22 protein-coding genes and 1 pseudogene are annotated in these 26,928 nt (G+C 71.2%); 11 read left to right on the plus strand and 12 right to left on the minus strand.

Annotated features, from left to right (window positions below; translation table 11 throughout):
• Positions 1-64: 64 nt before the first annotated feature.
• From BKA14_RS01355 to BKA14_RS01370, 4 genes are read right to left on the minus strand one after another with little or no spacing between them, the layout of a single operon-like run.
• Positions 65-814 (minus strand): DUF6807 domain-containing protein, encoded by a 750-nt coding sequence (locus BKA14_RS01355; RefSeq protein WP_184949118.1) that lies wholly within the window; start codon positions 812-814, stop codon positions 65-67.
• Entirely contained in the window at positions 811-1,614 is an 804-nt protein-coding gene (locus BKA14_RS01360; protein ID WP_184949119.1) for a sugar phosphate isomerase/epimerase family protein, read from the minus strand. Before BKA14_RS01360 ends, BKA14_RS01355 begins: the two co-directional genes overlap by 4 nt.
• A complete protein-coding gene (locus BKA14_RS01365; RefSeq protein WP_184949120.1) occupies positions 1,614-2,708 on the minus strand; it encodes a dihydrodipicolinate synthase family protein in 1,095 nt (364 codons plus the stop codon). The genes BKA14_RS01360 and BKA14_RS01365 overlap by 1 nt, the downstream gene beginning before the upstream one ends.
• Entirely contained in the window at positions 2,705-3,856 is a 1,152-nt protein-coding gene (locus BKA14_RS01370) for a Gfo/Idh/MocA family protein (protein WP_184949121.1), read from the minus strand. Before BKA14_RS01370 ends, BKA14_RS01365 begins: the two co-directional genes overlap by 4 nt.
• 131 nt (positions 3,857-3,987) lie before the next feature.
• Here BKA14_RS01370 and BKA14_RS01375 point away from each other — a divergent pair, with 131 nt between their 5' ends.
• Both BKA14_RS01375 and BKA14_RS01380 read left to right on the plus strand, forming a co-directional pair.
• On the plus strand, positions 3,988-4,995 hold the full coding sequence (locus BKA14_RS01375) for a LacI family DNA-binding transcriptional regulator (RefSeq protein ID WP_184949122.1): 1,008 nt from the start codon (positions 3,988-3,990) through the stop codon (positions 4,993-4,995).
• 543 nt (positions 4,996-5,538) lie between these two features.
• A complete protein-coding gene (locus BKA14_RS01380; RefSeq protein WP_184949123.1) occupies positions 5,539-6,048 on the plus strand; it encodes a hypothetical protein in 510 nt (169 codons plus the stop codon).
• On the opposite strand, the gene BKA14_RS01385 is transcribed toward BKA14_RS01380, so the two are convergent.
• From BKA14_RS01385 to BKA14_RS01405, 5 genes are read right to left on the minus strand one after another with little or no spacing between them, the layout of a single operon-like run.
• Positions 6,045-7,121: a Gfo/Idh/MocA family protein gene (locus BKA14_RS01385; protein ID WP_184949124.1), complete on the minus strand. Its 1,077-nt coding sequence runs from the start codon at positions 7,119-7,121 to the stop codon at positions 6,045-6,047. The two genes, BKA14_RS01380 and BKA14_RS01385, sit on opposite strands and share 4 nt — an antisense overlap.
• Positions 7,122-7,146: 25 nt before the next feature.
• Positions 7,147-8,598, minus strand: coding sequence for a mannitol dehydrogenase family protein (locus BKA14_RS01390; protein ID WP_184949125.1), 1,452 nt, complete (start codon positions 8,596-8,598; stop codon positions 7,147-7,149).
• A complete protein-coding gene (locus BKA14_RS01395; RefSeq protein ID WP_184949126.1) occupies positions 8,589-9,866 on the minus strand; it encodes an enolase C-terminal domain-like protein in 1,278 nt (425 codons plus the stop codon). The genes BKA14_RS01390 and BKA14_RS01395 overlap by 10 nt, the downstream gene beginning before the upstream one ends.
• Complete coding sequence (uxaC, locus tag BKA14_RS01400; protein ID WP_184949127.1) at positions 9,863-11,275, minus strand: glucuronate isomerase; 1,413 nt, start codon at positions 11,273-11,275, stop codon at positions 9,863-9,865. Before uxaC ends, BKA14_RS01395 begins: the two co-directional genes overlap by 4 nt.
• A 6-nt stretch (positions 11,276-11,281) precedes the next feature.
• On the minus strand, positions 11,282-12,529 hold the full coding sequence (locus tag BKA14_RS01405; RefSeq protein WP_184949128.1) for a Gfo/Idh/MocA family protein: 1,248 nt from the start codon (positions 12,527-12,529) through the stop codon (positions 11,282-11,284).
• A gap of 217 nt (positions 12,530-12,746) precedes the next feature.
• Here BKA14_RS01405 and BKA14_RS01410 point away from each other — a divergent pair.
• From BKA14_RS01410 to BKA14_RS01440, 7 genes and pseudogenes are all read left to right on the plus strand, one after another.
• Positions 12,747-13,712 (plus strand): annotated as a pseudogene (locus tag BKA14_RS01410) (LacI family DNA-binding transcriptional regulator); the annotation flags it as partial.
• An 88-nt stretch (positions 13,713-13,800) separates the two neighbouring features.
• Positions 13,801-15,123: an ABC transporter substrate-binding protein gene (locus tag BKA14_RS01415; protein ID WP_184949130.1), complete on the plus strand. Its 1,323-nt coding sequence runs from the start codon at positions 13,801-13,803 to the stop codon at positions 15,121-15,123.
• Entirely contained in the window at positions 15,120-16,085 is a 966-nt protein-coding gene (locus tag BKA14_RS01420; RefSeq protein ID WP_184949131.1) for a carbohydrate ABC transporter permease, read from the plus strand. The genes BKA14_RS01415 and BKA14_RS01420 overlap by 4 nt, the downstream gene beginning before the upstream one ends.
• Positions 16,085-16,951, plus strand: coding sequence for a carbohydrate ABC transporter permease (locus BKA14_RS01425; protein WP_184949132.1), 867 nt, complete (start codon positions 16,085-16,087; stop codon positions 16,949-16,951). The genes BKA14_RS01420 and BKA14_RS01425 overlap by 1 nt, the downstream gene beginning before the upstream one ends.
• A 6-nt stretch (positions 16,952-16,957) precedes the next feature.
• The gene (locus BKA14_RS01430) at positions 16,958-17,641 is read left to right on the plus strand and encodes a hypothetical protein (RefSeq protein ID WP_184949133.1); all 684 of its coding nucleotides are present in this window, start codon (positions 16,958-16,960) and stop codon (positions 17,639-17,641) included.
• A gap of 107 nt (positions 17,642-17,748) precedes the next feature.
• Entirely contained in the window at positions 17,749-19,044 is a 1,296-nt protein-coding gene (locus BKA14_RS01435) for a M23 family metallopeptidase (protein ID WP_184949134.1), read from the plus strand.
• Between the two features lie 29 nt (positions 19,045-19,073).
• On the plus strand, positions 19,074-20,495 hold the full coding sequence (locus BKA14_RS01440) for a hypothetical protein (protein ID WP_184949135.1): 1,422 nt from the start codon (positions 19,074-19,076) through the stop codon (positions 20,493-20,495).
• 56 nt (positions 20,496-20,551) lie between these two features.
• Here BKA14_RS01440 and BKA14_RS01445 read toward each other — a convergent pair whose 3' ends face one another.
• Entirely contained in the window at positions 20,552-21,376 is an 825-nt protein-coding gene (locus BKA14_RS01445; protein ID WP_184949136.1) for an alpha/beta fold hydrolase, read from the minus strand.
• A gap of 107 nt (positions 21,377-21,483) precedes the next feature.
• Here BKA14_RS01445 and BKA14_RS01450 point away from each other — a divergent pair, with 107 nt between their 5' ends.
• Complete coding sequence (locus BKA14_RS01450) at positions 21,484-22,458, plus strand: sigma-70 family RNA polymerase sigma factor (RefSeq protein WP_184949137.1); 975 nt, start codon at positions 21,484-21,486, stop codon at positions 22,456-22,458.
• On the opposite strand, the gene BKA14_RS01455 is transcribed toward BKA14_RS01450, so the two are convergent.
• Positions 22,369-22,740 (minus strand): STAS domain-containing protein, encoded by a 372-nt coding sequence (locus BKA14_RS01455; RefSeq protein ID WP_184949138.1) that lies wholly within the window; start codon positions 22,738-22,740, stop codon positions 22,369-22,371. The genes BKA14_RS01450 and BKA14_RS01455 overlap by 90 nt on opposite strands.
• Positions 22,741-24,716: 1,976 nt before the next feature.
• Here BKA14_RS01455 and BKA14_RS01470 point away from each other — a divergent pair.
• Positions 24,717-25,958, plus strand: coding sequence for an FAD-binding protein (locus BKA14_RS01470; RefSeq protein ID WP_184949139.1), 1,242 nt, complete (start codon positions 24,717-24,719; stop codon positions 25,956-25,958).
• Here BKA14_RS01470 and BKA14_RS01475 read toward each other — a convergent pair.
• Positions 25,952-26,851 (minus strand): LysR family transcriptional regulator, encoded by a 900-nt coding sequence (locus BKA14_RS01475; RefSeq protein WP_184949140.1) that lies wholly within the window; start codon positions 26,849-26,851, stop codon positions 25,952-25,954. The genes BKA14_RS01470 and BKA14_RS01475 overlap by 7 nt on opposite strands.
• Positions 26,852-26,928: the final 77 nt, after the last annotated feature.

The raw sequence follows: 26,928 nt of genomic DNA on the forward strand, positions 1-26,928 counted from the left end.
AGGGGTTCAGCGTAGGTCCGCGGATACCACCCGGGACTGTCCGATCAAGGACCCATCGACGGTCTCAGAGGTCGGCCACCAGCACCCGTACGTGCCGGGACAGGGTTTCTCCGGCCGGGACGACCAGCGGCTTCTCCCACGCCAGGGCGGCGCACACGCCGATGTAGCCCTCGGTGCGGATGAACCAGCGGTCCGCGCCGGACAGGCCGCGGAACGTCAGCGCGTACTTGTCGTCCACGGTCAGGGTCACCGATTCGGCTGCGCTGCCGTGGGGCTCGTCGGCGACGGCGTGTTCGCCCGGGCAGCGCCAGAAGAAACCGCCGTAACCCGCTTCCCCCGTACGGCCGTTGGTCGCTGGGCTGCCGAGGGAGACCTCCAGGCCCGGTGCGGTCGTCACCGCGTACCGGAAGGAGAGCTCCCACCCGCCGGGCGCCGCCGCGGCCGTGATGGAGCGGCGTTCGGTCAGCAGCGTGCGGTCGTGGCCGTCGCACCAGCGCAGCTTCTCCGACAGGCCACCCGGCACGGTGGCGGGCAGCCAGCCGTCGTGCCGGATCGTGCCGTGGTCGTCGAGCCAGGTGTAGCCCTGGTCACGGACGAACGTGCGGCCGCCCCACAGGTTCCAGCCGTTGACGTCGGCGATCGCCACCGACGCGCCGAGGTGCCAGGGGTGGTCGAAGCAGAGCTCGTCGGTGACGACCGTGCCGCCGAGGGTGCGTACGGGGTGGAGGTAGGGCCGGGGCGCGAGCCGGATGTCGAGCGGGGGGTCGATCACGTACGTGGCGACGACCGTGTCGCCGACGCGCAGGACGCTCACGCGACGGCCGCCTCGTAGCCGGCCAGAGCTTGCGCGAGCACGTCGGCGCCGGGCCGCGACCAGACCTCCTCGTGGAACACCTCGACCTCCACGTATCCGTCGTACCCGGTCGCCCGTACGGCCTGCGCGAAGCGCCGCATGTCGACCGAGCCCGTGCCGGGCAGGCCACGGCCCAGCAGCACCCCCTCGGGCAGCGGGGTGATCCAGTCGGCCAGCTGGAAGGCGGCGATCCGGTGGGCCGCGCCGGCGGCCGCGATCCCGTCCCACACCGTGTCGTCCCACCACAGGTGATAGGTGTCGATCACCACCCCGACGGCCTCCGCCGGGTAGGGCGCCGCGAGCTGCAGGGCCTGGCCGAGCGTGGACACGACACAGCGGTCCGAGGCGAACATCGGGTGCAACGGCTCGATGGCCAGCCGGACGCCCGCGGCCAGCGCGTCGGGCACCAGCGCGCCGATCGCGTCGCCCACATGCCGGCGAGCGCCGTCAATGTCCCGGCTCGAGCCCGGCAGCCCGCCGCTGACCAGCACGAGCGTGTCGGTGCCGAGCGTGTGGGCCTGCTCGATGGCGCGCCGGTTCTCGTCGTACCAGGCGTCGTCGTGGAAGAACCCGCCGCGGCACAACGACGTCACCGTGAGACCGGCATCCCGTACGAGGGAAGCGGCTTTGTCGGTGCCGTAGTCGGCGACCTCCTCGCGCCACAGACCGACCCCCGTGACGCCCGCGGCCACGCAGCCGGGCACCAGCTCGTCGAGCGGCCAGCGTTTGGTGGTGGCCTGGTTGAGCGAGAATCCCCTCATCACGCCAGCCCCACCGTGGTCAGCCACGCGCCGGCGCGGCGCGAAGCGAGCTCGGCGTCGGGCAGCAGCCCCGCCTCGTCGGCCAGCTTCATGAGCGTCAGCAGGTGCTGCGGCGAGCGTCCGGACTGCGCGCCGTTGACCATCGTGAGGTGGTCCTGATGGCCCGCGAGCCAGTTCAGGAACACGATGCCGGTCTTGTAGTGATAGGTCGGCGCGGCGAAGAGATGCCGGGCCAGCGGCAGGGTCGGCGTGAGCGCGCGGTCGTAGGCGTCGAGGTCGCCTTCGTCGAGCGCGCGCAAAGCCGCCGCCGCGGGTGGGGCGATCACCGCCAGCACACCGAGCAGCGCCTCCGAGTGGCCCCGCTCGTCGCCGCAGATCAGAGACGGATAGTTGAAGTCGTCCCCGGTGTACATCCGGACACCTTCGGGCAGCCGGCGCCGCATCTCGATCTCGTAGTCGGCGTCAAGCAGCGACAGTTTGATGCCGGCGACCCGGTCCCGGTGCTCGTCGATGATTTCCAGGACGGTGTCGTGGTTGCCCCAGTAGCCGGCCAGCGCGGGGTCGAACGCCTCACCCAGCCAGTGCAGCAGCACCGGCTTGTCCGATTGCGACAGCAGCTCGCCGTAGACGCGCTTGTAGTCGTCGGGTTCGCGGGTGGCCGCGGCCAGATGCCGGCTGCACATCAGGACCGGCGTCGCCCCGGCGTCCCGTACGTCGTGCAGCTGTTGCAGATAGGCCTTGGTGATCTCGTCGAGGCTCGCCGGGCCGGGTGGCAGCTGGTCGGTGGCGACGCCGGCCACGATCGCGCCGCCGACCGACCGGGCCTCGGCGGCGCTGCGGCGGATCAGCTCACGGGTGGCCGGGTAGTCCAGCCCCGCGCCGCGCTGCGCGGTGTCCATCGCCTCGGCCACCCCGAAGCCGTACGACCACAGATGGTGCCGGAAGCGCAGCGTGGTGTCCCAGTCGAGGGCGGCCGGGGCGCCGGGAATGTTCTCGGCCCGCGGGTCGGCCGTGACCGGCGCCGCGGCGTACGCGATCCGGCTGGTGAACGGCTTACCCGGCGCGAACTCGCTGCCACGCCCGCTGAACCTCATCGGTCCAGCTCCGGGATCTCGAGGCGGCGGCCCTCGCGTGAGGACTGCAGGCCCAGCTCGGCCACCTGCACGCCCCGCGCGCCGGCCCACAGGTCGCCCGTGTAGGGCCCGTCCTCGGCCACGTAGCGCAGGAACTGCTCCCACTGGGCGCGGAAACCGTTGACGAACACCTCGTTGTCGGGCACCTGCTGCCACTGGTCGCGGAAGCGCTGCGCGGTCGGCACGTCCGGGTCCCACACCGGTTTGGGGGTGGCGGCGCGCGGCTGGATGCGGCAGTGGTGCAGGCCCGCCACCGCGCTGCCGTGCGTGCCGTCGACCTGGAACTCGACCAGTTCGTCGCGGTTGACCCGGACGGCCCAGGAGCTGTTGATCTGCGCGATGATGCCGCCGTCGAGCTCGAACCAGCCGTAGACGGCGTCGTCGGCGGTCGCCGCGTAGGGTTCGCCGGCCTCGTCCCAGCGGCGGTCGACGTGCGTCACGGAGCGGGCGGTCACCGACCGTACGGGACCGAAGATCTGCTCCAGGACGTAGTGCCAGTGCGGGAACATGTCGAGCGTGATGCCACCACCGTCGGCCGCCCGGTAGTTCCACGACGGGCGTTGCGCGGCCTGCCAATCACCCTCGAAAACCCAATAGCCGAATTCCCCCCGTACGGAGAGAATCTGCCCGAAGAAGCCGCCGCGCACCAGACGGAGCAACTTCTGCAGGCCCGGAAGATAAAGCTTGTCCTGGACCACACCGTGTTTGATGCCGGCCGCGTCCGCCTCCCGGGCCAGGTCGACGGCCTCGGCCAGGCTCTCGGCGACCGGCTTCTCGGTGTAGATGTGCTTGCCCGCCTCGATCGCGGTGCGCAGCGCCTTGACCCGGGCCGAGGTGACCTGGGCGTCGAAGTAGACCTGCACGTCGGGGCGGGCCAGCGCGCCGTCGAGGTCGGTGGTCCAGTCGGTCAGGCCGTGCTGCTCGGCCAGCGTGCGCAGTTTGGACTCGCTGCGGCCGACGAGCACGGGTTCGGGCCAGAGGACGGTGCCGTCGCGCAGCGGGAGGCCGCCGTCCTCGCGGATGGCGAGGATCGAGCGTATCAGGTGCTGACGCAGGCCCATCCGGCCGGTGACACCGTTCAAGATGATGCCGAGGGGGGTGCGTTCCATGCTCTCTCCAGCCTCCGCTTCGCTCGCAAACCGCTTAGGTAAGCGCTTTCCTGATACCGTACGGGGCGTGGTGCCGGGCGGGCAAGACTGTCGGCGGTATCCTCAGCGGGTTTCCCTTACCGGAGGTGGTCGTGGCTACGTTGGCCGATGTGGCCCGCCGCGCCGGGGTGTCCACGGCGACCGCCTCGCGCATCATCAACGGCAGCTCCAAGCCCGTCACCGAGGAGCTGCGGTCCCGGGTGCTGGCCGCCGTGGCCGAACTGCGCTACGTGCCCAACGCGCACGCCCAGATGCTGGCCCGCAACAACCGCAACGCCGTCGGCGTGCTGGTCCACGACGTCTCCGACCCGTACTTCGCCGAGATCACCCGCGGCCTGCAACGGGTGGCCACGGCCAGCGGTCGCCTGACCATCATCTGCAACACGTTCCGCGAGCCGGCCCGCGAACTCGAATACATCGACCTGCTGCACGCCCACCAGGTGGCCGCGATCGTGGTGGCCGGCTCGGGTTACCTGTCCTCCGACGCCGAACAGGAACTGGACGCGCGGATGACGGCCTTCGAGGCCACGGGCGGCCGGATCGCGGTGATCGGCCGCCACCACCACGCCTCCGACGCGGTGCTGCCCGCCAACGAGGAGGGCGGCTACCTGGCCGGCTCTCACCTGTTCGAGCTGGGCCACACGTCGGTCGGGGTCATCGCCGGCCCCGCGGCCCTGACGACAACAGCTGATCGTCTGGCCGGCCTGCAGCGGGCCGCCTCCGCCCACGGCCGTTCCCTCACCGTGGTCCACTCGGACTTCACCCGTGACGGCGGCGAGACGGCAGCGGCCGGGTTGCTGGCCTCCGACCCGACGGTCACCGCGATCGCCGCCCTCAACGACTCGATGGCCGTGGGCGCCCTGGCCGCGATGCGCACGGCGGGCCGCTTCCTGAGCGTGATCGGCTACGACGACATGCCCATCGCCCGTGACGTCACCCCGTCGCTGACGTCGATCCGGCTGCCCCTGGCCGAACTCGGCGAACGGGCCATGGAGCTGGCCCTGAACCCACCCCCGCCCGACGCTCCGCCTCGCGTGGAGACGGTCTCAGCCGAACTCATCCGCCGCGAAAGCACGTGGCCGGTCTCCCAGCCGCACTGACGTAGCCGGGCCACGTTCACAGGATCACACCCGGGCTACCCTCATCGTCAGCCGCCCACCTTCCCCGTCCCCACCTTGCTCAGGTGGGAGTCATGATGCGGCCACCCAGTCTCGCGCCCTCGCCCGTCTGCCTCGTCATGGCGTCGACTCTGCCCTGCAGCGCGGATGCGGCGACTACGTAGCAGGTTTGGGTGTTTCGGCCGTAGGTCGCGCATCACCTCGGCACCGGTGCAAGTGCGGACTGCTACGACGTACTGGAGCCGGCCGTCCGGACCGATCAGCGTGGACGATCCGGGTGTCAACTCCGCGCATCGGCTCAGCCGGACGAAACAGTACGTCGGCCAGTTCCCGGTTACGGTCTATGGCACGCCGCCGCCTTGCCGCCTGCCCTGACGATCACACCTCGCTGAACCCCCCCCTGCCGCCCGGTCAGGCAGGTGACCGGTTCCGCTCGTCCATGACCCCGCCCTCTCGGCGTTTCCCGAGGCGGCAGGTGAACGACACGGCGCGATCCCGGTTGGCGCGGATCGTTACCGTGAACCGGTGCGAACAGTGGAGGTCACCGCGCCGGATGGGACGCGGTGGGGTGTGCGGGTGGTGTGGGAGCCGAGGTGGCGCGTCATGGCCCGGCGGTTCGGGGGGTGGCGGTCCAAGCGCCGCGACGATGTCAGCCCCGGTGACGCGCTGAGCAGCGGGGCCGAGGTGGCGAGCAATGTCGGCGGCAGTGGCGGCAGCAGCGGCATCGCCGACGAGCTGGTGGTCCTCGCGGTCGTGTTTTTCGCGCTGGTTCTGGTGGCGGTGCTGTTCTGGTGGGTGCTGCTGCCGCTGCTGCTGATCATCCTGGACGGCCTGATCGTGCTGGCCCTGCTGCTCGCCTCGGTGGTGGCCCGGGTGCTGTTCCGCCGCCCGTGGATCGTGCGGGCCACCTCGACCTCCGGCGAGGCGACCGAGGTCGAGGTGGTCGGCTGGCGGGCCGCCCTGCGCCGCCGCGACGCGATCGCCGATTCGCTCCGGCACGGTCTGAGCCCGGCGCCGGAGGTGATCGGACTTTAGCCTGCGGGCAGGCGGCGGCGGTCCGGCTTGGCGGCCCAGGGGACGCCCAGTTCCGAGGGCAGGGACAGCGTGTCGGCCGACAACCGGAGCAGGGCGTTGATACCGGGTATGGTGCGGTCCGGCACGTCGATGAGCTGCGGGGCCGGGGTGTCGGGCAGGGTCAGGGCCTCCAGCACGGTGGTGAAGTCGATCGTCGACTCCAGGGGGACCAGCAGGGGAGCACCGGTGGTGCGGTGGTCGAGCAGGTTGGTCAGCAGGTCGGTGCGGCCGGGCACCTCGACCGGGGCCGGGTCGCCGGGGAGGGCCAGGCGGTCGGTGGGGTATTCGAGCAGGGCCCGGCCGAACGGGCCGCGGGCCTCGATCTCGCCCGCGATGAAGTCCTCGCCGGCCAGGGTGACCGCGACCAGCAGGGTCAAGCCGGTCTCGAACGTGATGCGGGCGAACGCCGTGTCCTCCACCTCGATCGGGCGGACCCGGTAGCGCTCGACCTCGAGCAGGCGCGGGCGTCCGGCCCCGGCCGCCGTGCCCGACGCGAGGGCCTGCATCACCGCGTGGGCGAGCGGGTTGACCAGGACGCCGTCGACCACGGGGCGGCCGGCGACCGTGCGGCGGCCGGCCCAGGGCGCGCGGGCGTAGTAGGCGTCGTCGCGTTTCCACGACGCCACCGCGGTCAGCGCCGTGAGCGACGGGTCGAGGGCGGCCCGGAAGCGGGTCCACGCCCGTGACCCGAGCGCCTGGAAGCCGACCTGGCAGGCCCGTCCGGCCCGCGCCGCGGCGTCGGCGAGCGTGTGGTGCGCGGCCAGCGAGGTGACCGGCGGCTTTTCGAGCAGCAGGTCGCAGCCGGCGTCGAGCGCGTCCAGGGCGATCGGCAGGTGCGTGTGGGGCGGCGTGCAGATCACCACGACGTCGGGCCGGGTCTCCGCCAGCAGCGCACGGTGATCAGTGAACGCGGGCACGTCCGGCGGCGGTGTGATGGGCTGCACGTCGGCCAGGCCCACCAGCAAGTCGCCGATGGAGCGTCGGTGCCACCGGCCGTGCCCGTTGGCGCCGATCAAAGCTACCCGAGCCGTCACGCGGCACCCCCCAGGCAGAGCGGCGTCATGCGGCACCGGCCAAAGTGGCGGCGACTCCGTGTTTCTCGAAGGCGGTCAGCCACTCGACCAGTGCCGCCCGGAACCCGGCGTCCTCGGCCAGGGCCGGGGTGAACACGGTGTCCAGTCCGAGCAGCGCGTCGGCCACGCCGTCGGGGGTGGACGGCGCCGCGGCGAGGTGGGCTCGGATGCGGTCGGCCAGCGGGTCGTTGAGCGGCAGCGCGCGGCCGTCGTCGGTGCTCCCTTGGACGAAGCGCATCCATGCCGCCACCACCAGGGCGCCCCAGCGGGGCACGTGGCCGGCCGCGAGCCTGTCCTGCACCGTCTGCAGCACGCGCTGCGGCATCTTCTGCGAACCGTCCATGGCCACCTGCACAGTCTGGTACTCGATGGCCGGGTTCTCGAACCGGGTCAGGACCTCTTCCCCGTACGCGATGGTGTCGACACCGGGTGGTGGCTCGAAGCTGGGCGCCACGTCGCATGCGATGTACTGCCGCACGACTTCGCGCATCCCGGGCAGTTCCAGGGCGCCGGCGATGGTCGACTCACCGGCCACCCCGCCCAGGTAGGCGATCGCCGAGTGCACACCGTTGAGCGTACGCAGCTTCAATCGTTCCCAGGGGCGTGCGTCCGAGGTCATCACCGCGCCGGCCTGTTCCCACGCGGGGCGTCCGGCCGGGAAGTCGTCCTCGATCACCCACGCCGAGTACGGCTCGCCGTTGACCGCGGCCTGATCCCGTACGCCCAGCGCTTGTGCGGCCCCGGCCAATGTCACCGGGGTCGTGGCCGGCACGATGCGGTCGACCATCGAGCCGGGGAACGTGACAGTTTCGCGCACCCAGTCGCCGATCGCGGTGGCCGCGGCCAGCTTGTCGATCAGCCCGCGCAGCCGGTGCCCGTTGGCCGGCAGGTTGTCGCAGCTGGCCAGCGCGATCGGTCCCGCGTCGGCCCGCCGCCGCGCGCACAGGCCGCGGATCAGCAGGCCGGGCACGGTCTGCGGGGGCCGGCCGGTTTCGAGGTCGGCCCGCAGGTCGTCGTCGAGCAGCAGCCGGCCGGTGGCCGCGTCGAGTTTGTAGCCCTTCTCGGTGACGGTCAGCGTGACGATCTTGATCGCGGGGTCGGCCAGCAACGCCACCACGGCGTCGGGGTCGGCGGCCGCGCGCAGCTGCCCGGCCGACGAGCCGATCACCCGGGTGCTGTTGCCGGCCGGGTCGAGCGTGGTCACGCTGAACAGCCCGTCCTGCGCGCGCATGGCCTCGAAGACGTCGGGCGAGCGCGGGGCGACACCGACGATGCCCCAGTCGCCGCCGGCCGCGGCCATCGCGTCCTCGGTGAAGACGGCCTGGTGCGCGCGGTGGAAGGCGCCCAGGCCGAGGTGGACGATGCCGGCGGCGGGAGCGTCGGTCCGGGGCCGGGCGGCTGCGGGCACCCGGGCGAGCGTCGAGCGGTTCAGTTCCATGCCGGGCCGTCCGGGAACGAGAACTGCGCGATCGACTCCGGGCGCATGTCGGAGCTGTAGCCCGGTTCTGTCGGCACGAGATAACGACCTTCCCGCGTACGGACGGGGTCGGTGAAATGTTCGTGCAGGTGATCGACGTATTCGACCATGCGGCCGTCCAGCGACGTGCCGATGCGCAGGTAGTCGAAGATCGCGATGTGCTGGACCAGCTCGCACAGCCCGACGCCGCCCGAGTGCGGGCAGACCGGCACGCCGAACTTGGCCGCCAGCAGCAGTTCGGCCAGCACCTCGGGAATGCCGGCGACCCGGCACGCGTCAACTTGCATCACGCGGATGGCGGAAGCTTGCAGGAGCTGCTTGAAGATGACGCGGTTGGCCGCCACTTCGCCGGTCGCCACCCGTACGGGGGAAACGGCTTCTTGAATGCGCGCGTGGCCGAGCACGTCGTCGGGATGCGTGGGTTCCTCGATCCAGTACGGGTCGAACTCGGCCAGCCGGGCCATGCTGGCGATCGCCTCGTCGACGCCCCAGATCTGGTTGGCGTCCATCATGAGCAGCGCGTCGGGGCCGATCTCGGCGCGGATGATCCCGGCCCGCCGCACGTCGTCCTCGATCGGGCCGCCCACCTTCATCTTCATCGCGCGCCAGCCCTCGGCGTACGCCTGCCGGGTCAGCGCGCGCACCTTGTCGTCGGGGTAGCCCAGCCAGCCGACGCTGGTCGTGTACGACGGGAAGCCGTCTTTTCGGAGAAGCGCCAGCCTGTCCGCGAGCCCGTCCCGTCCGTTGTCGAGGATCTCGACCGCTTCCGCGGGGTTCAGAGCGTCCGAGATATGCCGGAAGTCCACGGCGGCCACGAGATCCTCGGTCGGCAGCTCAGCCAGGAACTGCCACATCGGCTTGCCCGCCAGCTTGGCTTTCGCGTCCCACACCGCGTTGACGACCGCGCCGGTCGCCATGTGCAGCGCGCCCTTCTCCGGCCCGATCCAGCGCAACTGCGGATGCGCGGTCAAACTCCGCAGAAAGGCAAGTTGATCACCGTTGAGGTCCACGCCGATCAAGGACGGGGCCAGAGCCCGTACGGCGGCGCAGGTGATCTCGTTGCCCTGACCGTTGGTGAAGGTGAAGCCGGTGCCGGTCACGCCGCCGTCGGTCGCGAGCTCGACGTACGTGGCCGAGTAGTCGCCCCGGTTGATCGAGTCGGAGCCGTCACCGGCCGCGGCGGTCGGGAACCGTACGTCGTGCACAGTGACGCCCGTAATGGTGGTCATGCCTTCTCCAGCTTGAAGATCCGCTTGGGCAGGTGGTAGGCGAGGTCGGCCATCGTCTCGGCCGCCTCCGGGAACGGCAGCCGGTCCTGCACGACGAGCGAGGCCAGATACGCGGCGTCGACCCGGCGGGCGACGTCATGGCGTACGGGAATGGAACAGAAGGCCCGGGTGTCGTCGACGAACCCGGCGGTGTTGTAGAAACCGGCCGAGTCGGTGACCGTCTCCCGGAAGCGGCGCATCGCGTCGGGCGTGTCGAGGAACCACCACGGCGCGCCCAGGAACAGTGCCGGATAGCCGCCGGCCAGCGGGGCCAGCTCGCGGCTGAACGCGGTCTCGTCGAGGGTGTAGAGCACGATCCGCAGCCGGGAGTCCATCCCGTACGTGTCCAGCAGCGGCCGCAGCGCGTGCACGTAATCAGTGGCCTGCGGGATGTCGCCGCCCACGTCGCGCCCGTGCGCGGCGAACAGCGCCCGGTTGTGGTCGCGCGACGCGCCCGGGTGCAGCTGCATGACCAGCCCGTCGTCGATCGACATACGGGCGAACTCCAAGATCATGTGCGCGCGGAACGTCTCGGCGTCGGCCGCTGACACGTCGCCCCGCAGCCCGCGTTCGTAGAGCTTGGCGGCATCGGCGGGGGAGAGCTTCACCGTACGGGCGGTGGGGTGCCCATGGTCCGACGACGTGGTGCCGGCCTCGATGAACGCCTCCCGCCGGCGCTGCAGGGCGGCCAGATAACCGGCGTACGTGGACGTGTCCTCGCCGGCCAGTTCGCCCATCCGGGCCACGTTGCCGGCCCAGCCGTCGCGTTCGAGGTCCACCACGTCGTCCGGGCGGAACGTGCTGATCACCCGGCCGCCCGGGCCGCCCCACCCGTCCGCGGCCAGCTTGGCGTGCCGGGCCAGGTCGTCGGTGGGCGACTCGGTAGTGGCCAGCACCTCGAGGCCGAACCGCTCGAACAGCGCCCGCGGGCGGAACTCGGGCTCGGCCAGGCGCGCGGCGATCGCGTCGTACAGGTCGTCGGCGGTGTCCTTGGTGAGCGGGATGTCGACCTGGAAGACCGTGCGGAACGTCTGCTCCAGCCACAGCCGCGACGGGGTGCCGCGGAACAGGTGCCAGTTCGCCGCGAGCAGGCGCCAGATTGCCCGGGGGTCGGTCTCGACCGGGCCGCCGTCGCGCCGCGGCACGCCCAGCCGGTCGGGCGGGATGCCCTGGCTGAGCAGCATCCGGGTGACGTAGTGGTCGGGCACGATGAGCAGCCGCGCGGGGTCGGGAAAGGGCTCGTCCTCGGCCAGCAGCGCCGGGTCGACGTGCCCGTGCGGGCTGATCAGGGGCAGGTCGCGAGCCACCGCGTACAGGTCGCGGGCCAGGCCGGCGTGCCGCGGGTCGGTGACGAAGATGGGGTCGGGCACTGGCGGTTACTCCTTCTCGAGCAGGTCGGCCACCCGCACCGGGGCGTCGTCCCGCAGGCTCTGGTTGGCGGCCAGCCCGGTGAGCAGGGCCAGGGCGCCGTCGCGGGCGGTGGCCGACCGGTTCATCGGGTCGGTCTGCCCGCCCAGCAGCACACCGGTCAGGCGCTTGTCGGCGCCGCCGTGGCCCTCGCGGTCGACGGGTTGCAGCTCCACGGCGTACGGGGGTGTCCAGTACGGCCGGATGGTCAGGGTCACCGAGCCCGACTCGGGACTGGCACCGTGCTTGACCATGCCCGCCGCGCCCGGGCTGACGTGGTCGCTCTCGATCACCTCGAGCTCCAGCCGGCCCTTGCTGCCGTTGACCATCAGCCGGTAGCCCTCCCACGGGGCGTACGCGGTCAGGTGGTAGGTCATGGTGGCGCCGGTGTCGTAGCGGACCAGCACGGCCAGGTCGTCCTCGATGGTCACGCCGGGCGCGAACACGTCCTGGTCGCGGCGGTAGCCGTCTTCTTTTTGCGCATCGAGGTAGAGCGCTTTGAGACGCGGATCGGCGGCCAGGTCGAGCGCGAACCGTTCCTTGTCGAGGCCGCGCCCGCGCCCCTGATCGCCGTAGAAGAACAGCCGCCCGGACGCGTAGACCTCCCGCGGCGCGGCGCCCAGCCACCAGTTGACCAGGTCGAAGTGGTGGCCCGACTTGTGCACGAGCAGGCCGCCCGAGTTCGCCTTGTCGCGGTGCCAGCGCCGGAAGTAGTCGGCGCCGTGCCGCACGTCGAGCAGCCACTCGAAGTGCACCGAGCCGACCTCGCCGATCTCGCCGCCCGCCAGCAGTGAGCGGACGACCTCGTGGACCGGGTTGAACCGGTAGTTGAAGGCGACTTGCACACGACGGCCGGTGCGTTCGACGGCGTCGAGGATGCGGTCGCAGCTGGGCGCGTCCACGGTCATCGGCTTCTCGGTGATGACGTCGCAGCCGGCTTCGAGCGCGGTGACGATGTGCTCGGCGTGGGTGCTGTCCACGCTGGTCACGATCAGCTCGTCGGTCCGCGTCTCCGAGATCATTCGTTCGAGCTCGGCGGCCTGATAGGTCGGCACAGGACGCTTGAGCCAGCCGTTGTGGACGTCCATGCGGGCCTGGTTGACGTCGGCCAGGGCGACCAGTTCGGCGGTGTCGGCGTGGTCGTCGGTGACCGCGCGGATGAACATCTCGGCGCGCGAGCCGGTACCGATGACGGCGATCCGTTTTTTCCCGGCCATGTGTCCTCCCGGGGCAGCAAAGGTTTGCAGGGAAGTTAGACAGATCGATTTCAGGGCGTCAAGAAGTCGGTAGTTTTGATGGTGGTTTGACCAAATAAGAGCACGTGCGGAGCGCTCCCATGCAATCTATTCGTAACTTCGACCCATTGACTTGTGTGCAACCGCTTGCATTAATGGCTGTCATCACGTGACCGGGGCCACAAAGGAGGTTGCTGCCGTGGCTGTCACCATTCGCGACGTGGCGCGGGCGTCCGGCGTGCACATCTCCACCGTGTCCCGCACGTTCTCGGCGCCGCACCTGGTCAACCCGAACACCCGCACCCGCGTGCTGGCCTGCGCCGAGCAGCTGGGCTATCGGCCCAACCGGGCCGCCCGCGCGCTCATCACCGGCCGCACGTACAACATCGGCCTGATCGTGGCCGACATCGCCAACCCGTTCTTCCCGCCGCTGATCAAGGCGGCGGAGAGCCAGGCCCGCAAGCACGACCACCACATCTTTGTCGCCGACACCAACGAGGACGCGGCAGTCGAGGAAGAGGTGGTGCGCGCCCTGGCCAAACAGGTCGACGGCGTGCTGCTCGTCAGTCCCCGGATGAGCAACACGCTGATCGAGCAGCTCAGCCGTGAGGTGCCGCTGGTCGTGGTCAACCGGCAGATCGCCGGCATCCCGGCCGTGGTGATGGATGTCGCCCGCGGCGCACGGATCGCCATCGAGCACCTGACGACGCTCGGCCACCGCCGGATCGCTCTGCTCAGCGGCCCGCGCGGGTCGTGGACGAGCCGGGAGATCCGCCGCTCGGCCGCCGCCACCGCCAAGACCGAGGGGGCCGAGCTGACCATCATCGGCCCCAACCCGCCGACCGAGGTCGGCGGGCTCACGATCGCCGAGGACGTGCTGCGGGCCGGCGCCACCGCCGTGCTCGCCTACAACGACCTCATGGCGATCGGTCTCATCGAGGGTCTGCTGGCCGCCGGGGCCCGCGTGCCCGCCGACGTCAGCGTCGTCGGGATCGACGACATCATGCTCAGCCGGCTCACCCGCCCGAAGCTGACCACGGTGGCGACCCCCACCGCCGCCGCTGGTCGGGCGGCCGTCGACATGCTCCTCGCGCATGGCGACGACCGCCGCACCACCGCCCAGATACATCTGCAGACCGAACTGGTCATACGCGACTCGACGGGGCAGGCCTAGGGCCCGGGTCCGCACAGCCCTGCGGACCCGGGCGACGTGAACGCCCCCGGAGGTGTCGCTTGTGCGAAGGAGAAGCGCCATGGAGCCCATCACGCGGGGCAACACGCCCGCTCAACGTACTACCCGGCGCCGGTTACTCGCCGCCGCCCTTACAGTTCCGCTTCTGCTCGGCGCCGCGGCTTGCGGCGGTGACGACGAAGGCGGCGGCGACTCCGGTAAGACCGAACTGTCGATCTTCTGGTGGGGCGCCGAGAAGCGCGCCGAACTGACCGACCAGGCGCTCGCGCTCTACACGCAGAAGCACCCGGACGTCACGTTCAAGAAGACCTGGCAGGGAAATCAGGGCTACTTCGACAAGCTGGCCACCCTCACGGCCGGCGGCAACGCGCCCGACATCTTCCAGATCGACGACAACTACATCTCCGAGTACGCGGGCCGCGGTGTCACGCTCGACCTCACGCCGTACACGCAGAACGGCAAGCTCGACGTGAGCAAGTTCCCGGAGAGCCTGCGCAAGTACGGCGAGGTCGACGGCAAGCTGGCCGGCGTGGCCATGGGCGAGAACACCCAGGGCCTGGTCTACAACAAGACGCTGCTGGCCAAGCACAACCTGCCCGAGCCCAAGACCGGCATGAGCTGGGAAGAGTTCATCAACTGGGCGGCCGACGTCTCGAAGAAGGCCAAGCTGCCCGGCACGCAGGACGCCAGCGCGGTCTACCAGGCGCTCTGGGTCTTCTTGCGGCAGAACGGCAAGGACCTGTACGCGGGCAAACAGCTCGGCTTCGACGAGGCCGACATGACCAAGTGGTTCACGCTCTGGAAGGACGCCCGGGCCAAGGGGGCCACCCCGACGCCCGACGTCATCCACGAGGGCAACGCCAGCGACGTCAGCAAGCAGCTGATCGTGACGGGCAAGGCCGGCACGTCGTGGGTCTGGACCAACCAGATGCCCGAGCTCAAGAAGAACACCAAGGACGAGCTGGGCCTGATGGCCTACCCGGGTGACTCCACGGTGCAGTGGGCGCGCGCGTCGCTCTACTTCTCGGCGTTCCGCGGCAGCAAGCACAAGGACACCGCGGTCGACGTGATCAACTTCCTGGCCAACGACCCGGAGGCCGCGAAGATCCTGGGCACCGACCGCGGCCTGCCGCCCAACACCGAGATCCGGCAGCAGATCGCGGCCTCGGTGACCGACCCCAACATGAAGCAGACCATCGCCGTCCAGGACGAGCTGGGCAAGCAGTTCGGGCCCAACCCGCCCACCGTGCCGCCGCAGGGCCACAGCAAGGTGCGTTCCGAGCTGGTCCGGGTGGCCGAGGAAGTCGTCTACGGACGGCAGACCCCCGAGCAGGCCGCCGCGGCGTACGTCAGCGCCGCCAAGGCGGCGATCGGCGCCTCGTGACCGCCTCGACTCTGACCCGCGACCCCGCTGCCCCCGCCGTTCACCGGCCGGGGCGGCGGGTCCGCCGGCGCCGCGAAAACGTGGCCGGATACGTGTTCCTCTCGCCGTGGCTGCTGGGTCTGCTCGGCATCACGGCGATCCCGATGCTCATCTCGCTCTACCTCAGCTTCACCGACTACAGCCCGCTGATCTCACTGGGGGACGCGAGCTGGGTCGGGCTGGACAACTACCGGCGCATGTTCACCGCCGACCAGTCGTACTGGCACGCGGTCACCGTGACCATCACGTTCGCGCTGGTCGCCGTGCCGCTCAAGCTGGCCGCCGCGCTCGGCGTGGCCCTGCTGCTCAACCGCACGATGCGCGGCATCTCGGTGTTCCGCGGGCTGTTCTACCTGCCCTCGCTGCTCGGTGGCAGCGTCGCGCTGGCGATCGTCTGGGTCAGCATGTTCAACCGGGAAGGGGCGTTCAACTCGTTCCTGGCGCTGTTCGGCATCGAAGGCCTGCCCTGGGTCAACGACCCCGACTGGGCGCTCTACACGCTGATCCTGCTGGCGGTGTGGCAGTTCGGCGCGCCCATGGTGATCTTCCTGGCCGGGCTCAAGCAGGTGCCGGTCGAGCTGTACGAGGCGGCCTCGGTCGACGGCGCCAGCGCCTGGCGCAAGTTCGTGCACATCACGCTGCCGATGCTCTCGCCGGTCATCTTCTTCAACCTGGTGCTGGAGACGATCAACGGCTTCCAGGGCTTCACGTCGGCGTTCGTGCTCTCCAACGGCACCGGCGGGCCGGTCGACTCCACGCTCATGTACACGCTGAACCTCTACATCAAGGGGTTCGTCGAGCTCGACATGGGCTACGCCTCCGCCATGGCCTGGGTGTTCCTGCTCGTCATCGGCGCGATCACGGTGCTGCTGTTCTCCACGGGCCGCTTCTGGGTCCACTACTCCGACAACGAGGAGCGGTGATGAGCTCTGCAGCCGACCGCGCCGCCCCGCCGGCCCGCGGCCCGCTCCTGCGGCTCCTGGCCCTGCTGATCATCGTGGCGGTGGTGCTCTACCCGCTGATCTGGATGATCGGGACCTCGGTCAAGTCGCCCCAGGAGATCGTCAGCAACATCGGGCTGATCCCGGAGAAATTCACGCCCGGCAACTTCGCCGAGGGCTGGACCAAGTTCGACGTCAGCTTCGGGCGGTTCTTCCTCAACAGCGCGCTGGTCTCGCTGCTGACCGTGCTCGGCAACACGATCTCGTGCCTGCTGGCCGCGTACGCGCTGGGCCGGCTGCGGTTCCGGCTGCGTGGCGTCTGGTTCGCCGTCATGATCGGCACCCTGCTGCTGCCCGGGCACGTGCTGATCATCCCGCAGTACATCCTGTTCCGGTCGCTGGGCTGGGTCGGCGGGGACTGGCCCTACCTGCCCCTGCTGGTGCCCGCGTTCCTGGCCACCGAGGCGTTCTTCGTGTTCCTGATCGTGCAGTTCATGCGGGGCATCCCGCGCGAACTGGACGAGGCGGCGGTCATCGACGGCGCTTCCCCGTACGGGATCTTCCGGCACGTGATCCTGCCCCTGTCCCGCCCGGCCCTGGTCACGACGGCGATCTTCTCGTTCATCTGGACGTGGAACGACTTCTTCCGCCAACTGGTCTTCCTGTCCGAGCTCAAGGACTACACGGCGCCGGTGGCGCTGACCCTGTTCATCGACTCCACCAGCGAGAGCGCGGTCGGGCCGATGTTCGCGATGTCGCTGCTGTCGCTGATCCCGGTGTTCCTGTTCTTCGTGGCCTTCCAGCGGCTGCTGGTCGAGGGCATCAACACCAGCGGCCTGAAGGGGTGATCTGTCATGCCGCACGACTGGCGTGATTCGCTGCGACTGGCGGCCGACCTGGCCCTGCTGGGCATCCTGATGACGCTGGCGTGCCTGCCCGTCGTGACGGCGGGGGCGGCGGTCGGCACGGGCAGCGCCGCCCTCGACGAACTGCTGACCCTCGGCCGCTGGCCCACGGCGGCGGAGCTGTGGCGTTCCTTCCGTACGCGTCTCGTGCCCTGGGCTTGGGCCGGCCCGCTGGTGCTCGCGACCGCCTGGCTGCTCGCGATCGACGTGGCCGCCCTGCGCCGCGGAGCCGTCCCGGGCGGCCGGCCCCTGGTCGTCGTGCTGCTCGTGGTGGCCGCCCTGGCCGCCGGTTTCGTGGCGCTGGTGGCCGGGTTGTCGGGCCGCCCCGACCCGTTACGCCGGGCCCGTGCCCTCGTCGCGGCCCACCCCGCGATACTGCTCGCCGCGACCGGCGTGGTGCTGCTCGCGGCGCTGCTGGCCGCTTTCGTCCATCCGGCGCTGGTGCCGGTGCTGGCAGGCTGCACCCTGTTCGCCGTCCACACCGTACTGCGGCGGGTCGTCCCCCTCCGGGGCGTGCAGGGAACCGAGCAGGGTGAGCGACTCGGCGCCGGACAATCCACCGGCTTCCCGGAACCCGTCGTTCCTTTTGCCGGCGGCCATGGACGAACGGCCGGTGAATCACTTTCAGGGTAATACCATAGGTGCCGGTCCGATACCGGTGGACGATATGCCGGCAGCGCTCCGCCATCTGTAATGAAGTGGTTCTGAGACCACCCATTCACAGGGCGAGGCGTCGAAAATTGCGAAATCCATGGAAGAAAGCGCTGGCGATGCTGGTGGCCGGCGTCGCGGTGCTGGCGGTCGATCCGGGCGCGGCTCGAGCGGCTGACACCACCGACAACCCGATCGTCGGGCTGGCGCCGACCGCGGGCGGTGACGGCTATTGGCAGGTGACGTCCCGCGGGGCGGTCTACTCGTACGGAAAAGCCCAGTACAAAGGGGGTGCCGGCGCCCTTGCGCTGAAGGGCTCGATCGTCGGGATGGCGCGCAGCGCGGGGTCGTCCGGCTACTGGCTGGTCGGGGCGGACGGTGGCGTCTTCGCCTACGGCGACGCCGGCTTCTATGGCTCGGCGAGCAAACTGCAGTTGCGGCAGCCGGTGGTGGGAATGGCGGCCACGCCGACCGGGCGTGGTTATTGGCTGGTGGCTGCCGACGGTGGGATCTTCGCTTACGGTGATGCCGGTTTCTTCGGGTCGGCCGGGAGTCTGCGGCTCAATCAGCCGGTGGTGGGAATGGCGGCCACGCCGACCGGGCGTGGTTATTGGCTGGTGGCTGCCGACGGTGGGATCTTCGCTTACGGTGATGCCGGTTTCTTCGGATCGGCCGGGAGTCTGCGGCTCAATCAGCCGGTAGTGGGAATGGCGGCCACGCCGACCGGGCGTGGTTATTGGCTGGTGGCTGCCGACGGTGGAATCTTCGCTTACGGTGATGCCGGCTTCTTCGGCTCCGCCGGCAACCTCAAGCTCAACCAGCCCGTCGTCGGGATGGCACGCACGGCGTCCGGCCGTGGCTACTGGATGGTCGCCGCCGACGGCGGGATCTTCGCCTACGGCGACGCGGCCTTCCACGGACGGGTCACGTACACCCGGCCGGCGGCGCCCACGGGTTATCGCTACGTGCTGCCGGCCGGGGCGGCCAAGTCGTCGCTGACGGCGGCACACCACGACTATGCCGCGTTGGACATCGCCGTGCCGGTTGGCACGCCCTACTACGCGATCACGGCGGGCACGGTGACCCGGCTCGCGCCCGGGGGTGGCTGCGGCCTCGGCATCGTCCTGCAGGGTTACGACGGTGTGCAGTACACGTACTGCCACGGCTCGAGCCAGGGCGTCGCCACGGGCGCCCGGGTCGCGCCCGGTCAGCAGCTGGGCCTTTCCGGCAACACGGGGCACAGCAGCGGGCCTCACCTGCACCTCCAGATCCGCTACCCCGGAGTGCTGCGCTGCCCGCAGCCGTTCGTGTCGGCGCTGGCCGCGGGCCGGTCCACGCCGGACGTCCGCGGACTGCCGACCACCGGCTGCAGCTACCGGTCCTAGCCCTGCCAGCCATGGGAGTCACTGTTGTGATGCGATTCTTCTCGCGGCGCCGGTCCGGAGCCGCCGTTCTCGCCGCGGCCGTCTGCCTCGCCGGTCTGACGTCCGGTGCGACGGCGGCGTCCGCAGCCGATGCCACCACGACCAAGCCACCGGTCGCCCTGGCCGCCACGAAGAGCGGGCTCGGCTACTGGGTCGCCGCCGGTGACGGGGGCGTGTTCAGCTTCGGCGACGCCCGCTTCCACGGCTCCATGGGCGGCAAACCGCTCAGCGCGCCGATCAGCGCCATCGTGCCCAGCCCGAGCGGCAAGGGCTACTGGCTGGCAGCCCGCGACGGCGGGGTGTTCGCCTTCGGGGACGCCCCGGCCAAGGGGTCGATGGGCGGCAAACCCCTCAACGCGCCGGTGGTCGGCATCGCGGCGACCCCGTCCGGGCAGGGCTACTGGCTCGTGGCCTCCGACGGCGGGATCTTCGCGTTCGGCGATGCCCAGTTCCACGGCTCGATGGGTGGCAAACCGCTCAACGCGCCGGTCGTGGGGATCGCGGCGACCCCGTCCGGCCGGGGCTACCGGCTGGTCGCGGCGGACGGCGGGATCTTCGCGTTCGGCGATGCCCAGTTCCACGGCTCGATGGGTGGCAAACCGCTCAACGCGCCGGTGGTCGGCATCGCGGCGACCCCGACGGGGCAGGGCTACTGGCTCGTGGCCTCCGACGGCGGGATCTTCGCCTTCGGGGACGCCCGCTTCTACGGCTCGATGGGTGGTCAGCGCCTGGCCAAGCCCGTGATCGGCATGGCCGGCGTCCGCAACGACGGCTATCTGCTGATCGCCGCCGACGGCGGGGTGTTCGCCTTCGGTGCCGCGGCCTACTCCGGCCGGGTCGTCTACTCCGGTGACGCCGGCTCCACCCTGCCGGCCGACGCGACCGTCACTCCGGGCCTGCTCAAGGAGGCCTTCGGCATCAACCCGACGGCCGCCGTGACCGACGGCCTGCCGTCGCTCAACGCGGCCATGCGCCGCGGCAACATCAACAGCCCGGCGCGGGTCGCCGCGTTCCTGGCCACCCTCAAGATCGAGAGCGGGGTGCAGTACAACCGGCTGGAGATCGGCTGCTCGAGCCGGGCGTACGCCCCCTACTGCGGGCGCGGTTACATCCAGCTGACGACCAAGGGGAACTACGCGGCGGCCACGTCGTACTTCAAGCACGACTTCGTCAAGACCCCGGAGGACGCGCGTCAGCTCGGCTGGAGCGCCGACATCGCGCGGTGGTTCTGGACGGTCACCCACGATCTCAACAGCCCCGCCGACCGGCTCGACATGGGCGCTGTGACCCGCGCCGTCAACTCCAAAACCGACACCTATCAGCTCCGCTGCGACGACTTCAAGAAGGTGCTGACCTACTACAAGAAGCACGGCGGCTACGCCATCGACCTCAACGCTGTGCGCTGCAAGTAAGCGAGGAAACAGGACCGCAGGCATCCGCCCGGGTGCCTGCGGCTCCTCGTCGCGGGTCACTCCGCCCTGTCCACGAACTCCAGCGCGGCCGTGGCGAACAGCGGGGACATGAAGATGTTGTAGTGGGTCAGGCCGGGCAGGATGGCCAGCGCGTGGCCGCCCTTGGGGCGGCCCTCACCCATCCAGCCGCCGTCGCGCAGACCGCCGTCGAGCAGCCCGAAGACCTCGACGAAGTGGGAGGGCGGGCACATGTCGGCGTCGGCCGCCACGATCAGGGTCGGCACCTGCAGATTGCGGACCTCTTCGGTGTAGTCGTAGTCGACGGCCATGGACTCGCCGATCTTGCCGAGCAGGCGGGGGAAGTCCTCCGGCCGGGGCGCGACCCGCGAGTACAGCTCGTACATCGGGGTCTCCTTCATGAATTCCGCCGCCTCGGGGCCGACCTGGCCCTGCTGCTCGAGGATCTCGGGGTAGGTCGCGTTGCGGCGAATGCCGGCGGACGCCGTGACCAGGCGGCCGACCTTCTCCGGGTGGCGGATCGCCAGCAGCAGGGCGACGCCGCCGCCGAGCGAATAACCCACCACGTCCGGCTTCACGAGGCCGAGGTGGTCGATCAGCGCGGCGATGTCGTCGGCCATGTGCTTGATGTCGATCGGCCGGTCGATGTCGGCGGTGCGGCCGTGGCCCTGCAGGTCGGGCAGGATGACCTGGTGGCCCTGGGCGAACGGGCCGATCAGCGGGCCGAACATCTCACCCGAGCCGAGCCCGCCGTGCAGCAGGATGAGCGGGCGGCCCTCGCCGTGCGTCTCGTAGTACAGGTTGATCCCGTTGACCTCGGCGTACTCGCCCTTGCCGAGCTGGTTTGCGGTCCAGGTGTTCATGTCGGGCTCCTTCGTCGTCAGTTGCCTCTACGACCGGGCCCGTCATCTGAACTCATCGGTGTGAGCGGAAGTTTTTTCTGTCGTACCCCTGGGCTAGTTTCGTAGCCGTGAGCGACGTGGCCACCCCGATCGAAACCCAGCTCGAGACGTTCCGGCCCGAGCTGACCGGTTACTGCTACCGCATGCTCGGCTCCGCCTTCGAGGCCGAGGACGCCGTTCAGGACACGCTTGTGCGCGCCTGGAAGAGCTACGAGACCTTCGAGGGCCGCGCGGCCCTGCGGTCCTGGCTCTACCGCATCGCCACCAACGTCTGCCTGACCATGCTGGGCAGCGCGCAGCGGCGGGCCCGCCCGATGGATCTCGCACCCGCCGGCTCCGGTCACGCGACCCACCCGGGCGAGCCGCGCCCCGACGAGATCTGGGTCGGCCCGGTGCCCGACGGGCGGGTGCTGGCCGCGGTGGCCGACCCGGCCCAGGTGGTGGCCGACCGCGAGTCGATCCGGCTCGCCTTCGTGGCCGCGCTGCAGCATCTGCCGCCCAAGCAGCGGGCCGTGCTGATCCTGCGCGAAGTGCTGGCCTGGTCGGCGCAGGAGGTGGCCGACCTGCTCGAGCTGTCCGTGCCCAGTGTCAACAGCGCCCTCCAGCGGGCCCGGGCCACGATCGCCGCCACCGACAAGACCACCCAGGTGCTCGAACCCGGCGACGAGGAGCAGAAAAAGCTGCTCGCGCGCTATGTGCAGGCCTTCGAGGCGTACGACCTGACCGCCCTCACCGCCCTGCTGCACGAGGACGCGACGCTCTCGATGCCCCCGCTGCCGCTGTGGCTGCGCGGCCACGACGACATCACCGCGTGGATGTCGGGCACCGGCGCCGGCTGCGAGGGTTCCCGCCTGCTGCCCGTGGTGGCCAACGGCCTGCCCGCTTTCGCCCAATATCGCGTGGCCGTGGACGGCGACGGCCACACACCGTGGGCGCTGATCGTGCTGGAGATCTCAGACGGGCTGATCGCCGGCGTCAACAACTTCCTCGACACCGAGCACCTGTTCCCGCTGTTCGGCCTGCCCGACCGCCTGCCCGCCTGACCGTTCCCAGGCGGCCAGAAAACCGCCCAGCCCCATCAACGTGAACAGGCTCAGCAGCTCAGGCCGGGCCCCCGTCACGACGAACCGCCGGCCGTGCCGCCCGGCGGTCAGCCGCAGCCGGGCCAGGGCCTCGACGGTCACCACGTCGGGCCGGGCCCCGGCGACGTCACACACGACCTCGCCGGGCCCGGCTCGCCCCCGCAACAGGTCGGCCAGCCGCCCACACAGACACGGAATGTCCGCACGGGCGATCCCCGCCCCCACGGCGAACGGAACCGTCATACCGTCTATGACCCACGGGCAGTCGCGAACTCATCGCTTTCCGCGGCGCAGCTTCCGGATTTGAGGCTCGACCCTGGCGCCGGACCCAGTCCTCCTGCCCACCCGCCGGCCGTCGCCGTCGCACCTGCCTCCGACCCCTCGCGGCCCCGTCCTCGCCTCCGGCCTGCTTCCAACCCTGCGTTGGTCTGTGCCCGCCCGCTGGCCCGCGCCCCTGTCTGGCCTGCCTGCCACGTCTGACCTCCTCCCTCGCGCGGGTCCGCGCCCCGCGCCCGGCCCACCTCCGCGCTCCGCGCCCGGCCCACCTCCGCGCTCCGCGCCCGGCCCACCTCCGCGCTCCGCGCCCGGCCCGCCTCCGCGCCCGGCCCGCCTCCGCGCCCGGCCCGCCTCCGCGCCCGGCCCGCCTCCGCGCTCCGCGCCCGGCCCGCCTCCGCGCTCCGCGCCCGGCCCGCCTCCGCGCTCCGCGCCCGGCCCGCCTCCGCGCTCCGCGCCCGGCCCGCCTCCGCGCTCCGCGCCCGGCCCGCCTCCGCGCTCCGCGCCCGGCCCGCCTCCGCGCTCCGCGCCCGGCCCGCCTCCGCGCTCCGCGCCCGGCCCGCCTCCGCGCTCCGCGCCCGGCCCGCCTCCGCGCTCCGCGCCCGGCCCGCCTCCGCGCTCCGCCTCTGGCGCTCGATCCGTGGGTAGCTCCCGCCCGGTTCTCGGCTGCCCGTCCGTCCTTACCCTCGCCCACCGCCCCTCGCATTGGTCCGTCCGCGCGCCCCCGCGCTTGGCCCGCCCCGTGTCCTGCGCCGGGAGCTCGGCCCGCGCCTGCCCATGCCCCCGCGCCCGGTCCGCCCCCGCGCCCTCATGCTGACCCGGCCCCCGCTTGCTGCCCCGCCCTGCGCGCGTGGCTCGACCTGCCGTCGCGGGTGCCCCCACCCCCGTTCTCGGCCACCGTCCTCACCATCGTGTCGCGCCCGGCGCCCTCGTCCGTCCATGCGTCCCGGCCTGGCTCGCCCCGCGCCTCACGCCTTGGGCTCCGGCCTGCGCCTCACCCATGCCCCATGCCTCATGCCCGGTCTCGGTCGTCCGGTTCCGCGCTCGTGTCTCAGCCCTGCGCTCCGTGCTTCAGCCTGCAGTCCGTGCTTCGGCCTGCAGTCTTTGCCTGGGCCCGCGCTCCGGGCGATCCGTGCCGGGCGGCCGATCCGCGTCTGGCCCGCTCCGCGCTGGGCCCGCTCCGCGCTGGGCCCGCTCTGCGCTGGGCCCGCTCTGCGCTGGGCCCGCTCTGCGCTGGGCCCGCTCTGCGCTGGGCCCGCTCTGCGCTGGGCCCGCTCTGCGCTGGGCCCGCTCTGCGCTGGGCCCGCTCTGCGCTGGGCCCGCTCTGCGCTGGGCCCGCTCTGCGCTGGGCCCGCTCTGCGCTGGGCCCGCTCTGCGCTGGGCCCGCTCTGCGCTGGGCCCGCTCTGCGCTGGGCCCGCTCCGCTCTGCGCTGGGCCCGCTCTGCGCTGGGCCCGCTCTGCGCTGGGCCCGCTCTGCGCTGGGCCCGCTCTGCGCTGGGCCCGCTCTGCGCTGGGCCCGCTCTGCGCTGGGCCCGCTCTGCGCTGGGCCCGCCCCGCGCTGAGCCCGCCCCGCGCTGGGCCCGCTCTGAGCTTGGCCCGCGCTTGGTTCGTTCGGCGCCAGGCCCGTTCCCGCGTCAGACCCGTTCCGCGCCTGGCCTGCCCCGGGCCTGGCCTGCGGTTGGCCGGCTCCGCGCCTGGCCCGCTCCGCGCCTGGCCTGCGGTTGGCGGGCTCCGGGCCTGGCCTGCCCCGGGCCTGGCCTGCGGTTGGCCGGCTCCGCGCCTGGCCCGCTCTGAGCTTGGCCCACGCTTGGCTGGCTCCGCGCCTGGCCCATGCCTGACCCGTTCCGGACCTCGCCCCCCGCCTGGCGCTCGGACCGTGCGGCCTTGTGCCCGGTGAGGGGCGAACGGCCTGCCCGGCGTACGGGGAAGGCATTTAGGCTGGGCTGATGAGCGAGCAAGTCACCAACTGGGCCGGAAACGTCGTCTTCAACGCGCGGACGCTGCGCCGGCCGGTTTCGGTCGCCGAGGTGCAGGAGATCGTGGCCGGTGGCGGGCCGATTCGCGTGCTGGGCAGTGGCCATTCCTTCAACCGGATGGCCGACACCGACGGCACCTTGATCTCGCTCGCCGATCTGCCGCGGATCATCGAGATCAGCGAGGACCGCAGGTCCGTACGTATCGACGGCGGCACCCGTTACGGCGACATCGCCGCTGAGTTGCACGCCAACGGGCTGGCCTTGCACAACACGGCGTCGTTGCCGCACATCTCGGTGGCCGGGGCGATCGCCACCGCTACGCACGGTTCCGGGGTCGCTCACGGCAACCTGGCCACGGCGGTTTCGTCGCTGGAGTTCGTCGACGGTTCGGGCGAGCTGGTCACGTTGTCCCGCGGCGACGCCGGCTTCGAGGGCGCGGTCGTGCATCTGGGCGCGTTGGGCGTGATCACCGCGCTCACGGTGGATGTGGTTCCCACGTTCGAGATCCGGCAGTACGTGTACGACCATGTGCCCCGCGCCTCGCTCGACGATCACCTGCTCGACATGCTCGCCGACGGGTACAGCGTGAGCCTCTTCACGAACTGGTCCAGCCGTGACATCAGCCACGCCTGGCTCAAGCGCATCGAGCCGCTGGGCGACGAGTGGTACGGGGGTCGCCTGGCCGACGGCCCGCGCCACCCGGTGCCGGGCATGCCCGCGCAGAACAGCACCGAGCAGGGCGGCGTGCCGGGTCCGTGGCACACGCGGCTGCCGCATTTCCGGCTGGAGTTCACCCCGTCCAGCGGCGAGGAACTGCAGTCGGAATACCATGTGGCCCGCGAGGACGGCTTGGCCGCGATCGACGCCGTGGCTTCGATCCGCGAGCGGGTGGCGGCGGTGTTGCAGGTCTGTGAGATCCGCACGATCCGGGCTGACGACTTGTGGCTGAGCCCGAATTACTACCGTGACAGCATGGCGCTGCACTTCACGTGGATCGCCGACGCGAGCGCCGTGACCCCGGTGGTGGCCGAGCTCGAGCAGGTGCTGGCCCCGCTGTCGCCGCGGCCGCATGTGGGCAAGGTGTTCACGATGACGCCGGAGACCATCCGTCAGGGCTGGGAGCGTTTCGACGACTTCCGCGCGCTGGTCGGCAAGTACGACCCGGCCGGCACGTTCCGCAACCCGTGGCTGGCCGAGATCCTGGGTCAGTAGCGGTCGCGGCGGAGCACGTGGGTGCCGATCAGGCCGAGGAAAGCTTGGGCCGCCCGCGTCGGCGCGCTGGTGGCGTCGCGGGCTACTCCCAGCACCCACGGGGCGGCCGGCGGTTCCAGGTCGACCGGCACCACGCGTGTTCCCGTCTCTGTCACCAGCGGCGGCACCAGTGCCAGCCCGGCGCCCGATTCGACGTAGCCCGGGATCGTGCTCAGGTCGCCCGTTTCGATGACGACCCGCCGGGTCACGCCGGCCAGCCGGAAGTCGTTGTCGGTGCGGACCCGGTTGCAGAAGCCCGGCGGCAGGTCGATGAACGGTTCGTCGGCCACCGCGGCCGCGCTGACCTGCTGCCGTCCGGCGAGTGGGTGGGCGGCCGGCACGAGCAGCCGCGGCTGAAACGTCGTGATGGCGTCGACGTGCAGGCCGGGGATCGTCGTCGAGGGCACCCCGACGAACGCCACGTCGAGTTCGTGGGCGCGCAGACCGGCGAGCAGCCCTTCGGTGCCGGTGGCCGCGGTGCCCAGGCTGAGCTGCACGCGCGGGTGGCGGTCGCGGAAGTCGCGCACGAGCGCGGGCAGGTCGATCATGGTGAGCCCGGAGAGTGTGCCGATCCGCAGGCTGCCGCCGATTCCTTCCCGTACGCCGTCGACCGCGGCCCGGGCCTGATCGAGAGTGTCGAGCGCGCGCCGGGCCTCGGGCAGCAGCGCGTGCCCGGCCTCGGTGAGCGTGACGCTGCTGGTGGTGCGCCGGAACAGGGTGGCGCCGAGGTCACGTTCGAGCGCGCGGATGCTGGCCGACACGGTTGACTGCACGGCATGGGTGCGCCGCGCGGCCCGGGTGAAGCTCAGTTCCTCGGCGACGGCCACGAAGAACTGAAGCTGGCGTTGTTCCACCTCGCCAGCCTATCGCCGTGGGCTATCAGTGAGATCGGAACTATTCGTTGGCGGCGCACAGTCGCCCGGGCCAAGGT

Source organism: Paractinoplanes abujensis (assembly GCF_014204895.1).
Taxonomy (GTDB): Bacteria; Actinomycetota; Actinomycetes; order Mycobacteriales; family Micromonosporaceae; genus Actinoplanes; species Actinoplanes abujensis.